The following is a 13,826-nucleotide window of genomic DNA, read 5'->3' on the forward strand; positions in this document are numbered from 1 at the left end:
GAAATGCTTCGGCTGCGCTCAGCATGACGTTCTTTTTTGTGCCCATACTCTTCCAAATTCCCCGCTCATTTTCATGCGTAACAACCTTACTACGCTCGATTTGCTGGTCTTTTTTGTGTACCTAATCGGGGTTTCGGCCTACGGTTTCTACATCTACAAGAGCAAGCAAAAGGCCGAGCAAAGCACCAAGGACTACTTTCTGGCCGAAGGCTCCCTGACCTGGTGGGCCATTGGGGCCTCGATGATTGCCTCCAACATTTCGGCCGAGCAGTTCATTGGCATGTCGGGCTCGGGCTTCAAGGTGGGCGTGGCCGTGGCGGCCTACGAGTGGGTGGCGGCTGTGGTGCTTATCATCGTGGCCGTGTTCTTTATGCCGGTGTACTTGAAGAACCACATCTTCACCATGCCCCAGTTTCTGGAACAGCGCTACAATGCCACGCTCAGCCTGATTATGAGCATTTTCTGGCTGTTCTTGTACGTGCTGGTCAACCTGACCTCGATTCTTTACCTGGGCGCCCTGGCGCTGAGCAACCTGATTGGGGGCGACACTTTTCACCTGATTATCGTGCTGCTGGCCGTCTTTTCCCTGCTGATTTCTATTGGTGGGATGAAAGTAGTGGGTTACACCGACGTGGTGCAGGTAGTGGTGCTGGTGGTCGGCGGCCTGGTCACAACCTACATTGCCCTGACCCTGGTCAGTGAGCAGTTCGGCCTGGGCGGCGGGGCGCTGGCGGGCTTCAATGCCTTGATGGACAAAGCCCCGGATCACTTCCACATGATTTTCGACAAGCCCACGGCCAACACCCCGCAGGTGGAAGTCGACAAGTACCTGGCTCTGCCCGGCATAGCCATGTACTTCGCCGGCCAGTGGATTGTGAACCTGAACTACTGGGGCTGCAACCAGTACATTACCCAGCGGGCCCTGGGCGCCGATTTGCACACGGCCCGCACTGGTATCCTGTTTGCCGGTCTGCTCAAGCTCATGATGCCGGTGATTGTAATGCTGCCCGGCATTGCGGCCTACGTGCTGTATAAAAATGGCGGATTGCAGGCCGAAATGGCGAGCACCGGCGCCTTCAACTCCGACAACGCCTATTCGGCCATCCTGACTTTCCTGCCCAATGGTTTAAAAGGACTGAGCATGGCGGCCCTGACGGCGGCCATTGTGGCTTCGTTGGCCGGCAAGGTCAACTCGATTTCGACCATTTTTACCCTCGACATTTACAAGCGCTACCTCAACCCCGAGGCCACCGAGAAAAAGCAGGTGTGGGTGGGCCGCCTCACCATTCTGGCCGCCGTGGTGCTCAGCGTGGCCATGACCTGGAAAGATTTGCTCGGCATCGGGGGCGAAGGGGGCTTCCAATTTATTCAGAAGTACACCGGCTTCATTTCGCCCGGTATCCTGGCCATCTTCCTGCTGGGCATGTTCTGGAAGCGCACCACGGCTACGGCCGGCATCGTGGGCATCCTGGCCGGCTTTGCTTTGTCGGTGTTCTTCAACAACTACGCCCCGGCGGTGCTGGGGCCAGAAACCCTGCTCTACACGGCTTTCCGCAACAGCGCCGGCGTGTATGAAATTCCCTTCCTGATCTGCATGGGCCTGTCCTTTGCCATTACCATGGTGCTGATGGTCGGCGTGAGTCTGGCCGGGCCGGTTGTCAATGCCCGGGCTATTCAGCTCAACTCCGCCATGTTCCGCGTTAGTACCCAGACCATGTCGCTCATCGTGGTGACCATGCTGCTGCTCACGGCTTTGTACGTGCGGTTCTGGTAGCCGCTGGGGCCGCAGTCAAGCCCCAACCATGTTCTTTCTGAGCTGCTGAAAACCAGCCTGCCCTGCAACTCCCGCAGTTGCCGCTAATTCCACCAAAACGGGGACGTGAACAGGATTCGCGTCCCCGTTTTGGCTTCCGACCCTCGCTCTTTCTTCCTCCAACCAATTCCCACCATCATGAAAAACACGCTTACTACCGTCGCTGGGCCTGGTTTACGGGCCCGGCGCCTGCTGCTCTTACTGCTCGTCGGCCTGCTTGGGCTGAGCCGTAACGTGCGGGCGTTGCAGGGCAACGACAACTGCCACGACCCGTCGAGTATCGTCAAGGACGGCGGCAAATACTGGATTTTCACCACCGGCACCGGCATCTACGGCATGTATTCCACCGACTTGGTGAAGTGGGAGTCGGGGCCGCGGCCGGTGTTTGCGGCCGGAGCTTATCCAAGCTGGATCAAGACCAAGGTGCCGGGCTTCACCGGCGACTTCTGGGCCCCGGAGTGCGTGTACCGCAACGGCAGGTTTTACCTCTACTACTCCGTCTCGACCTTCGGCTCCAGCGTGTCGACCATCGGGCTGGTAACCAACGTGACGCTCGATCCAGCCAGCCCCAATTACCAGTGGGTAGATCAGGGTGAGGTGGTGTCGAGCGGCGCGGGCAGCGCCTGCAACGCCATTGACCCAGCCGTGGTGACGGACGCCAACGGCGGGCTGTGGATGAGCTACGGGTCGTTTTTCAAGGGTATCGGCCTGATCCGGCTTGATGGCACCACCGGAAAACGTTCCGGCACGAGCTTCACCTGGCTGGCCGGCAACGTGGCCGCCGACGGCGTGACCCGCAACAACAGCGGCAGCGAGGCGCCCTATATCGTACGCAACGGCAGCTACTACTACCTGTTTCTCAACAAGGGAGCCTGCTGCAACGGCTCCAGCAGTACCTACTATATTCAGGTGGGCCGCTCCACCAGCATCACCGGCCCCTACGTCGACAAAAACGGGGTGGACCTGAACCGCAACGGCGGCACGACTCTCATGGCTACCCAAGGCAACTATGTCGGGCCGGGGCACGTGGGCTTGTTCCAGGAAAACGGCGCCAACTACTTCAGCCACCACTACTACGACTCCAACCAGAACGGTCGGGCCCGGCTGAGCGTGGGCAACATGGGCTGGGACGGCGCCGCCTGGCCCTTTCTTACCCGCGACTGGCTGGCCGCCGGCCGTTACACGCTCCGCAACCAGAACAGCAACCTGGTCTGGGATGCCTGGGGCTGCACCGGGGCCTCGGGTCAGGCCATTGCCCAGGGCACCTACAGCGCCGGCCTGGCCTGCCAGCAGTGGAACCTGACGCCCGACGGCAACGGCGAATATAAAATCACCTCGGCGGTAGGGGCGGGCCTCTCGGCCGACGTGGTCAACAACAGCCCCAGCAACGGCGCCAAGCTGCAACTTTATGCTTATAGCGGCATTGCCGGGCAGCGCTTCAAAATCGAGCGGACCAACGCGGGCAACTACGTGGTGGCATCGGTGAACGGGGGCCGGGTGGTGGAAGTGGCGGGCTGCTCGACTACCGCTGGCGTGCAGCTAGCCCTCTACGACTACCTGGCCAACAACTGCCAGAAATGGGGTATTGCGCCGGCCACGGCGGCCCGGGGCGTGCTGGCGGCGCAAACACCCACGCTCCGCAACGTTTCCGTATTTCCTAACCCGGCCGAGCTGGGCCGTTTCGTGGTGAGCGTAGGGGAGGAGCTCCGCAATACGCCCGTAACCATTACCCTGACCGATACCCAGGGCCGGACGGTATATAGTCGCCGCAGTGCCGGGGCCGCAGAAATAGCGGTGGAAACTGGGTTGCGGACGGGACTTTATTTGCTAAGCATCAGCAGTAGGCAAGGTACATTCACCCAGAAAGTGGTACTGCAGTAATGAGTTTGTTGCGGAGTGAAGCTGGAGCGTTGCGGAGACTTTTCGAATTTTTGCTTCCACTTTACTCCGCAACACCTCGTCAAAAACCGCAACGTTTCGGCTGAGTTTTTCACCCGGCTGCCGTCGGCACCAGATATACTTGCCAGTGTTGCGAAACTCTTCGCTGCTAGCCCTTGCTTACTACCTGTGAGCCCGGGGCTGTAGAATGAGCTTCGATGCCGGCTACCGGCCAAATATAGGCGGAAAAGTGGCTGGCAGTACCCTATAGCAGCTATGCGCTATTAAAATTTCAGTTGCTGAAACATAAGCCAGAAGCTACTTCCCCTCCTCAAATGACTTCGCCCGTCAGGCGGACCGGGGGTAGGGGTGGTTGAACCATCAGAACGACTTTTTAGAGGTAGATTCTAAAACCTGTTCAGCAAGTAACCACCCCTCCCTTGGGAAACCCCTCCTTGAAAAGGAAGGGAATTGATTAGCCTTCTAATCCCAGAAGTTTTTACCTCTTGCCTTTGCCATGAAACATTTTGTTCTTTCCCTTGCTGCCCTCGGATTGCTGGTTACGCCGGCCCAGGCCCAGGCTGTCAAACGCTCCGACTACCCAATTCAGGCCGTGTCGTTTACCCGGGTCAAGCTGGCGGATAATTTCTGGCTGCCCCGGCTCAAGACCAATACCGACGTGACCATTCCGGCCTCGTTTCAGCGCTGTGAGGCTACCAACCGGGTGAAGAACTTCGAAATGGCCGCCGCCCGGCAGGGCAAGTTTGCCACCATCTTCCCCTTCGACGACACCGACATTTACAAAACCATCGAAGGGGCCTCGTACTCGCTTAAGCTCTACCCCGACGAAAAGCTAAACCAGTATATGGACGAGCTGATCCGGAAAGTGGCGGCGGCCCAGGAACCCGACGGCTACCTCTACACGGCCCGCACCATCGACCCGGCCCACCCCCACGACTGGGCCGGGCCCGAGCGGTGGGTGAAGGAGCGGGAACTCAGCCACGAGCTTTACAACTCCGGCCACCTTTACGAAGCCGCTGTGGCGCATTACGAGGCGACGGGCAAGAAAAACCTGCTCGACATTGCCCTGAAAAATGCCGACCTGGTATGCTCCGTCTTCGGACCCGGCAAACGGGCCGTGGCGCCGGGCCACGAAATCGTGGAAATGGGCCTGGTGAAGCTCTACCGCGTGACCGGCAAGCCCGAATACCTGAGCACGGCCAAGTTCTTCCTCGACCAGCGCGGCCAGTTTAAATACGACCCCAAAAGCAACGACCCGTGGCGCAACGGCTCCTACTGGCAGGACCACAAGCCCGTCGTGGACCAGAAGGAGGCTGAGGGCCACGCCGTGCGGGCCGAATACCTGTACTCGGCCATGGCCGACGTAGCCGCTCTCACCGGTGACCAGAAATTGCTTGCGGCCGTAGACTCTATCTGGCAGAACATGGTCAGCAAGAAGCTCTACGTGACCGGCGGCACGGGCGCGGTGCCGGGTGGGGAGCGGTTTGGGGGCAACTACGAGTTGCCCAACACGACGGCCTACAATGAAACCTGCGCGGCGGTGGCCAACATCTACTGGAACCAGCGCATGTTCCAGCTCCACGGCGAGGCCAAGTACATCGACGTGCTGGAAAAGGTCCTCTACAATGGCCTGATTTCGGGCGTGGGGCTGGATGGCAAGTCCTTTTTCTACTCCAATGCCATGCAGGTGAAAAACAGCGCCAGCTTTCCCCAGACCGAGCCCCAGCGCGCCGGCTGGTTCGACTGCTCGTGCTGCCCCACCAACCTGGCCCGCCTCATGCCTTCCTTGCCGGGCTACGTCTACGCCCAGAACGGCCGCGACGTGTACGCCAACCTCTTTATCAGCGGCACAACCGATTTGCTGGTCAACAAAAAGCCGGTGCGCATTACTCAGCAAAACAACTATCCCTGGCAGGGCGAGTTGAAATTCACCGTAAACGCTACGGCTACGCCCGATTTCAACCTGCTCGTGCGCCTGCCGGGGTGGGCCCAAGGCCAGGCCGTACCGTCGGATCTGTACCGCTTTGCGGCATCGGAAACGCCCGCCGTTACCATTCGTGTGAACGGGCAGCCAGCCAAATACACTATCCGCAACGGTTACGCGGTGCTAGCCCGCAAGTGGCGCAAAAACGACGTGGTGGAAGTGCAGCTGCCCATGAATGTGCGCCAGGTAGTGGCCAACCCCAAAGTACAGGACGACTTGGGCAAAGTGGCGCTGCAGCGCGGCCCGGTGGTGTACTGCGCCGAGTGGAAAGACAACCAGGGCAAGGCCAGCAACCTACTGGTGCCGGCCGCTACCACTTTCACGGCCAGCTTCCAACCTGAGGTGCTCAACGGCATCATGCAGCTCCAGGCCACCGTGCCGGCCGTGCAGGTTGACGCGGCCAATACCTCCATCAGCACCACCCGCCAGACTCTGACAGCTATTCCGTACTACGCCTGGGCCAACCGGGGCAAGGGCGAAATGACCGTCTGGTTTCCCCAGCAGCTCACCGACGTGGACCTTATTTCACGCCAGCCCCAGGAAGTAACGGTGGGCAAATAGTCTTTTCTTAGGTACTCCTGGCAAGAATAAGGCCCGGTCGTGAAGTTCACGGCCGGGCCTTTTGGTGTGCAGAGGTAAGTCAGTGGTTCTTGGTACTCAAACCAGCTACGGCTGCACCACCGGCCAGCCGGCGGCATTCCAGGTAAGCTTTTCGACCCGCAGCTTGGAGTGGCCCTTGTCAGCGGCATCGTAGCCATGAAAGACGAGGTAGTCCTGGTTGTCGAAGCTGTACACCGAGTTGTGGCCCAGGCCGTACCAGTTTTTGTCGCCGCTCAACACCGGGGTGCCGCCACCCTGGTCCAGGGCCACGCCGGCCTGGTCCACGTAGGGCCCAGTCACGCTCTTGGCCCGGCCCACCACGATGCGGTAAGTGCTCTGCGGGCCGCGGCAGCAGTAGTCGAAGGAAGTAAAGAGGTAGTAAAAGCCGTTTTTGCGGAAGATAAAGGGGGCTTCGATGGCACCGTCGCCGGGCAAGGAGTCGTTGAGCTTGGGGTCACGGGGGCGGCGGGCCAGGGTGCGCCACTGCTCGGGCTGGGCCGGGGCCGTCAGGTCGGGCCGCAGCTGGACCAGCTTGATGCCTTCCCAGAACGAGCCAAACGTGAGCCAGGGGCGGCCGGCTTCGTCCCGAATCAGGTTGGGGTCAATGGCGTTCCACATGTCGCGCCCCGGCACCGACTGCACCACCCGCCCGTGGTCCACCCACTTGTAGTCGGGCGACTTCGGGTTCAGGGTTTTATTCGTGGCCAGCCCGATGCAGGACGTGTTTTTCCCAAAGGCCGACACCGAGTAAAACAGCGAATACACGCCGTTGTGAAAAGAAATGTCCGGGGCCCAGATGTGGTTTTTGAAGCCGGGCACGGCCTGCACGGCCCAGGCCGGTGCCTGGGCAAACACCGGTTGCTCCGGCGTCCAGTGCTGCCGGTCCCGCGACGACCACACCGCTATGCCTGGCCCGGTGCCGAACATGTAGTAGGTGCCGTCCTGCCGGATCATCACCGGGTCGTGGGCCCCAATTAAAGCCGGGGTTTGCGCCTGGGCCGCGCCGGGGGTGTTAGTCAGCAAGCCACTAACCAACAGCAGCCCGAAAAGGCAGTTTCGACACATAAACGATTGTGCAGAGGAGGGGAAAAGTCTGTTCAGCATCGGCGTGAGAAGATAGAGCGGCTACTTGACCGGCTTCACGCCTTCGGTCGTCATCACCACACGCTTCATCGTGCCGTCCTTATTGTACTCCAGCCTGTCGATGCAGACCGAGCGGCGAAACGAGCCCCCGTCGGTCGGGATGCTGCCGTTGTGGTAGATGAAGTAGGACTGGCCCTTGAAGTCGATAATGGCCTGGTGGTTGGTGTTGGAATTGCCGGCCACCTCGTTCAGAATACCTTTGAACTCCCAGGGCCCCTCGATGCTGCGGCTCATGGCGTAGGCAATTTTCTCGGGAAACTGGTAGGCGTAGCTTAAGTAGTACCAATTGCCCCGCTTGTGCACCCAGGGCGCCTCCGTAAACTTAGGCAGCGTGGTCACCTTGTTGATGGGCCCGTCAAGCTCGGTCATGTTGGGCTTAAGTTTGGCCCAGTAGCAAATCGTGTTGCCCCAATACAGGTAGGCCTGGCCTTTGTCGTCGACAATCACCGTGGGGTCAATGTCATCCCAGCTGATTTTGGCCTCGGTGGTCATGTCGTTGGTAATCAGGGCTGAGCCCCGGGCGTCTTTGAACGGCCCAAGCGGGTTGTCGGCCACGGCCACGCCAATGGCTTTGCCCGGAATCGAGCTGTGCTCCACGGCGGCGTACCAGTAAAACTTGCCGTTCCGCTCTATCACCTGCGAGGCCCAGGCGTCGTCCTTGGCCCAGGCAAAAGCCTTGACATTCAACGGCGACGGATGCTCTTTCCAGGTCACCATATCCTGGGAGGAGTAGCAAAGCCACTCGTGCATCACGTAGCGCTCCTGCCGGGCCGGGGCCTCGTCGTGGCCCGCATAGAGGTAGACCGTGCCGTTGTAGACCAGCGCGGCGGGGTCGGCGGTGTATTTGTCCTTGATAATGGGATTGCCGGCTGCCGGTTCGGGTAGGGCCTGGGCCCGCGCCGCCGAAGGCAGCAGCACGGGCCCAGTAGCTAGTAGTAAGCCGGTCAAGAGCAGAGTTTTGTGCATCGTCATCATTGCCAAAGCTTAGCGTTTGCCGGGAATCCGCAGCACCGTGAAGGAGTTGGGAGCCAGGGTGTACGTCACGTTTGCCGAGTTCACCTTGAACGACTCATCCTTGGGCGCCACGTTCTGGGGTTTATCCAGGCTGTTGACGGCGTTCAGGTCGCTGGAAGCCAGCACGGTGGCTTTGCCATTCTTGCCCAGCTTTTTCACGCCCTGCAGGTTGATGGCCACCAGCCGAGCCTCGGCGGAGTAGTTGACCAGCTTCACCACGATTTCCCCGGTTTTGTCGTCGGCTACGGCGCTGCTGAACAGGTTGTCCTGCCCGTTTTTGCCGTTGTCGGCGCGCTGCACTGGCAGCATGGTGGTGCCGGGGTTGGTGGAGTACATTTTCTGCACGTAGTAGTTGGGTGTCCCATAGGCGCGCAGGTTGTCAAACCAAATCATGTCCGGCGTCCACTGCCAGGCATCGACGTGGGCGAAAAGCGGAGCGTAGGAGGCCATAATCACCTTGTCGGCGTTGCGCTCCAGGCCGGTCATGAAGGCCGCTTCCGAAATGGCCGCGTCCCAGCTGTTTTTGTTGTCGGGGCTGGCAATGCCCACGGTCTGAGCGGCGTACTCGCCGGCAAAAATCTTAGAGCCGGTGGTCGGGTAGTTGTCGTAGCGGCCCACGTTCTGACGAAACCACTCGGGGCTGGCATAGTAGTGCTCGTCGATTACCTCAGCCTTGAGCTCACGCAGGCGTTTAGTGGCTTTGTCAAACAAGTCCCCGTCGGGGCTGGGGCCCACGCTGGATACAATGTTGATACCGGGGTACTTAGCCTTCACGGCCTTGGCAAACGGCTCGTAGCGCTCCAAATACTGTGGGCCCCACTGCTCGTTGCCGATGCCGATAAACTTGAGGTTGAACGGTGCCGGGTGGCCCATAGCAACGCGCTTGGCGCCCCAGGGGCTGCTGACCGGACCGTTGGCAAACTCAATCAAATCCAGGGCGTCCTGAATAAAGGTTTCCAGCGTCGGGTCATCGTCGGCGTGGTTGTGGGCTGGCCCTTCGTTCGCGCTGGGTCCGCCGGCCGCCGTAATCGGGGCCAGCTCCGAGGAATTGAACTGGCAGGCCATGCCCACGTTCAGAATCGGGACGGGCTCGGCGCCAATGTCTTCCGAAAGCTGGAAGTATTCGAAAAAGCCCAAGCCAAACGACTGGTAATAATCTGGGGTGGAGCGGTGGCGGAATTCCATGTTCCAGCGGTTTACCAGCGGCACCCGGGAAGCCACGTCGCCGATGGTTTCCTTCCACTGGTAGCGCTCGGTCAGGGTGCGGCCCTCCACGATGCAGCCGCCGGGAAAGCGCAGAAAGCCCGGGTTCATGTCCTTGAGCAGCTGCACCAAATCGGTGCGCATTCCATTCTCGCGCTTGTTCCAGGTGTCCTTCGGAAACAGCGTCACCACGTCCATATCCAGGGTGCCGGCTCCGTCCAGGGTCAGCTTGAGCCGGGCCTTGGCCGCCGTGCCCGCCGACTTGAGCACCACGGTATACTTCTTCCAATCGGCCGTGAGGCCCGAAATCTTGGTTTGGGCCAGCACCCGGCCCGAGGGCGCGGCTTCGGGGCCGGCACCGCTGCGGGCTTCCTCTTCCAGCGTCACGTTCAGGCCACTCACGCTGCCGGGGCCGCGGCGCAGGTATACCGAGAAGGTATATTCCGCGTCCTGCTTGAGGCCCATGCCCCGAAACCCTTCGTTGATCAGGCCCGCATCGGGACTGGCGGTTTTGGCAGTGAGGCGCACGAAGTGGTTGTTGGTAGCGCTAATCGGCTTGTCGCTGCTAACGGTATAAGTCTCCAGCGCGGCGGCCCCGCGAATGGCGTTCCAGCCGATAAAATGCTGCCCGGGAATCTCAAACGACTTGTTCTTGACCAGCTCGGGGTAGAGGCCTCCGTCGGCGGCAAAGTTGATGTCCTCGAAAAACAGCCCGTACATGGTCTTGGCGATGGGCGCCCCGGGCTTGTTGACCTGCACGGTAATCGTGTTGGCCGCGGTGGGCTTGGTTTGGGCCAGGGCCGGAGCCAGACCCAGGGAAGACAGGGCTACGCTGCTGGCGAGCCGCCCGAATCGGGTGGGAAAAGAGGTGGGCATACAGGAGGATGAAATGAGCGAAGAATATTCCGGGCCGAGAAAAGGCCAGGGTAGGAGCCAGGAAAAAGCTGCTGCAGTGGAGATGCCCGCAGCAGCGGAGCAAAAGCCCGTTGAGAAGTTGCACAATCGTTTGTGTAAAGTAATAGGAAAATCGCAACATGCTCAGCGTTGACCAGAAAATTTCTTGCCAGGAGCTGGATTCTCACTCGGCAACGAAAGCCCGATAATAGGTTTTAGCAACACCCAATTCGGGAATAATTCGGTTGGAAGGCCATTTTGTGTTGCCAGATACCATATAATCCTATCTTTACACAAAGCATTGTGTTGCGTACTTCCTCTATGGCGCCCCGAAAAAAACAAGCCCCGGCCCAAATTCCTACCACACCCGTTTCCATGGCCGACCTGGCCCGGGAGCTAGGCGTATCGATGACTACCATTTCGCGGGCTCTGAGCGACCATCATAGTATTGGGCCGGCCATGAAGCAGAAGGTGCTCAAGCTGGCCAAGAAGTACAACTACCAGCCCAACCGGCTGGCCTCGGCGTTGCGCAAGGGCAAAAGCCAGCTCATCGGCATCATCGTGCCCTACATCGAGGGGCGGTTTTTTCCGTCGGTGGTGCACGGCATCGAAACGGCGGCCAGCAAAGCGGGCTACAACGTCATTATCTGCCAGTCGAACGAGGACGTGGCCCAGGAGCGGCGCAACCTCGAAATCCTGCTCAGCGCCCAGGTAGCGGGCATTCTCGTGTCGTTGTCGCGCACCACGCTCGACGTGCGCCACTTTGAGAAAGTGCGCAGCCGAGGGTTGCCGCTGGTGTTCTTCGACCGGATTGTGGAAGGTGACAACGTGAATGCCGTGGTGCTCAACGACCAGGAAGGTGGCTACGTTTCGACCCGGCACTTGCTGAGCCAGGGTTGCCGCCGCATTGCCCACTTGGCTGGCCCCCAGCACCTGAACATCTACAAAAACCGCCGCCAGGGCTACCTCGATGCCTTGCGGGAGGCCGGCATTGCCGAAGATGAATCCCTGATTTACTACGCCGACATGAGCCAGGAGCAGGGCAGCGCGGCCATGCGCCAGTTTCTGCTCCTGCCCGAGCCCCCCGACGCCGTGTTTGCCGCCGGCGACTACAGTGCCCTGGGGGCCATGCAGGAAGCCCGGCGCCAGGGCCTGCGCGTGCCCCAGGACGTGGCCATTTCCGGGTTCAGCAACGAGACCTTTACGCTTATCACCGAACCGGCCATGTCCACCATTGACCAGCGCTGTGAGGAAATGGGGCAGGCCGCCGTGCGCCTGCTGCTGGAAGTAATTGATGCGGCCGGCGCGCCATTTACGCCCCGGCAGGTGGCGCTGCGGCCCGAGCTGCTGGTGCGCAACTCTTCCGTGCGCCAGCCCGAGCCGGAGCTGGTGACCAAAAGCTACACCAGCTCCTTCGTGCCGTAAGGGCTCCGGGAACTAAGTCTGGCCGGGAGCGGGTCCGGGTCGGGTAAAAGCGGGTGCGGAGCGTGGACAAGTGCCTAATTCTTCTAGCTTTAAGGAACAGAAGGCTGCCGGCCAGGGCAGTCCGAACCACTTCTTCCCGAAGCGCCCCATGAACACCGCTCTACCCCGCACCGCCCCCGTCGCCGACCCCGGCCTCAGCAGTGAAGATCTGGCCCCAATTGCGCCGGCTGAGCGCCGCTGGGGCACCGGCAACTACGCCGCCCTCTGGATCAGCATGAGCCTGTGCATCCCGACCTACATGCTGGCCAGCTCCCTGATTGAAGGCGGCATGAACTGGTGGCAGGCCCTGCTAACCATCTTTCTGGGCAACACGATTGTATTGGTGCCGATGCTGCTCAACGGCCGGGCGGGCGCCAAGTATGGTATTCCCTTTCCGGTGCTGGCCCGGGCCAGCTTTGGGGTGCGCGGGGCCAACATTCCGGCCCTGCTGCGCGCCCTGATTGCCTGCGGCTGGTTTGGCATTCAAACCTGGATTGGCGGCTACGCCCTCTACCAGATGGGCGTGCTCTGGTTGCCGGGCCTGGCCACACTGCCGGCCGTATTCCCGGCATCCTGGGCCTTGGCCACGGGGCCAGCCATTACCTTCGTGCTGTTCTGGCTGCTGAATATGTACGTGGTGCACCTAGGCGTGGAGAGCATCCGCAAGCTGCTCGTGTTCAAGGCCTTCTTCCTGCCCGTTGCGGCCCTGGCTTTGCTGTGGTGGGCTATTGCGGCCGGCCATGGCCTGGGCCCGATTCTGGCCCAACCCTCGAAATTCACGTCCAGCGCGGCCTTCTGGGCATTCTTTTTCCCTTCCCTCACCGGCATGGTAGGCTTCTGGGCCACGTTGTCGTTGAACATTCCCGACTTCACCCGCTACGCCGTAAGCCAGCGGGCCCAACTGTTGGGGCAAGCTCTGGGCTTGCCTTCGTCGATGACAGTTTTCTCCTTCGTGGGCGTGGTCGTGACTTCGGCTACGTTTGTGATTTACGGCAAGACCATCTGGGACCCGGTGGTGCTGGCCGGCAAATTCGACAGTAAGCTGCTGGTAAGCGTGGCCATGCTGGCCGTGGCGTTGTCGACGCTGGCCACCAACATTGCGGCCAACATCGTGAGTCCCGCCAACGACTTTGCCAACGTGTCGCCGGAGCGGATTTCCTTTAAGACCGGCGGCTATATTACCGGCGTGTTGGGCCTGCTGATTTTTCCCTGGAAGCTGATTGCCGACCCTTCGGGCTACATTTTTACCTGGCTTGTGGGCTATTCCGGCCTGCTCGGGCCCATCGGCGGCATTATGCTGGCCGATTATTACCTGCTGCGCAAAGAGCACCTCGACGTGCCCGAGCTCTACCAGTACCAGGGCCAGTACGCCTACCGCAACGGCTATAACCTGCGGGCTGTGGTGGCCCTCATCATTGGCATCCTGCCCAATATTCCGGGCTTCCTGGCCGCCATCGGCGTACTCGACAAGCAGACGGTTTGGCCGGGCCTGATTGCGCTCTACGACTACGCCTGGTTTGTCGGCTTCTTCGTATCCGGCGGGGTTTATCTGCTGCTCATGGCCCAGGAACAGCGCACATCGGCTTCAGCACCGCTGGAAGCCCTGTATTGATCTGTATACTGGTAGAAACAAAACGTGCGGATGCCCAGCTTCCGGACCCTATGACTGAACCTGAAAAGTTGAGCAGCTTGGCGTCGGAATCAAGCAAGTTATAGTCGCGCAGCCGGGCTACCAAATCGTACCAGTCCTTTTCCAGCTGGCTAGGGGCCACCTCGTAACGAGCCAGAATCTAGGCTTTAAGCTCTTTGGGC

The 13,826-nt window shown here is 60.3% G+C and carries 8 protein-coding genes; 5 read left to right on the top strand and 3 right to left on the bottom strand.

Going from position 1 to position 13,826, the window contains the following annotated elements; translation table 11 throughout:
• Positions 1-73 precede the first annotated feature (73 nt).
• The 3 genes from MUN80_RS14385 (at position 74) to MUN80_RS14395 (ending at position 6,257) form a co-directional block, all read left to right on the top strand.
• Positions 74-1,774 carry a sodium:solute symporter family transporter gene (locus MUN80_RS14385; RefSeq protein WP_244714027.1) on the top strand — a complete coding sequence of 567 codons (1,701 nt, stop codon included), beginning with the start codon at positions 74-76 and terminating at the stop codon, positions 1,772-1,774.
• Between the two features lie 177 nt (positions 1,775-1,951).
• A complete protein-coding gene (locus MUN80_RS14390) occupies positions 1,952-3,694 on the top strand; it encodes a family 43 glycosylhydrolase (protein WP_244714028.1) in 1,743 nt (580 codons plus the stop codon).
• 514 nt (positions 3,695-4,208) lie between these two features.
• Entirely contained in the window at positions 4,209-6,257 is a 2,049-nt protein-coding gene (locus MUN80_RS14395) for a glycoside hydrolase family 127 protein (protein WP_244714029.1), read from the top strand.
• A 105-nt stretch (positions 6,258-6,362) separates the two neighbouring features.
• Here MUN80_RS14395 and MUN80_RS14400 read toward each other — a convergent pair whose 3' ends face one another.
• The 3 genes from MUN80_RS14400 to MUN80_RS14410 are packed head-to-tail and all read right to left on the bottom strand — an operon-like array spanning position 6,363 to position 10,532.
• Complete coding sequence (locus MUN80_RS14400; protein ID WP_244714030.1) at positions 6,363-7,361, bottom strand: arabinan endo-1,5-alpha-L-arabinosidase; 999 nt, start codon at positions 7,359-7,361, stop codon at positions 6,363-6,365.
• Between the two features lie 60 nt (positions 7,362-7,421).
• Positions 7,422-8,405: a glycoside hydrolase family 43 protein gene (locus MUN80_RS14405; RefSeq protein WP_244714031.1), complete on the bottom strand. Its 984-nt coding sequence runs from the start codon at positions 8,403-8,405 to the stop codon at positions 7,422-7,424.
• A gap of 18 nt (positions 8,406-8,423) precedes the next feature.
• Complete coding sequence (locus tag MUN80_RS14410; RefSeq protein WP_244714032.1) at positions 8,424-10,532, bottom strand: alpha-L-arabinofuranosidase family protein; 2,109 nt, start codon at positions 10,530-10,532, stop codon at positions 8,424-8,426.
• A gap of 339 nt (positions 10,533-10,871) precedes the next feature.
• Here MUN80_RS14410 and MUN80_RS14415 point away from each other — a divergent pair, with 339 nt between their 5' ends.
• A complete protein-coding gene (locus MUN80_RS14415) occupies positions 10,872-11,975 on the top strand; it encodes a LacI family DNA-binding transcriptional regulator (protein ID WP_244714033.1) in 1,104 nt (367 codons plus the stop codon).
• 148 nt (positions 11,976-12,123) lie between these two features.
• Complete coding sequence (locus MUN80_RS14420; protein WP_244714034.1) at positions 12,124-13,626, top strand: NCS1 family nucleobase:cation symporter-1; 1,503 nt, start codon at positions 12,124-12,126, stop codon at positions 13,624-13,626.
• Positions 13,627-13,826 lie beyond the last annotated feature (200 nt).

The sequence above is a fragment of the Hymenobacter cellulosivorans genome (assembly GCF_022919135.1).
Lineage (GTDB): Bacteria > Bacteroidota > Bacteroidia > Cytophagales > Hymenobacteraceae > Hymenobacter > Hymenobacter cellulosivorans.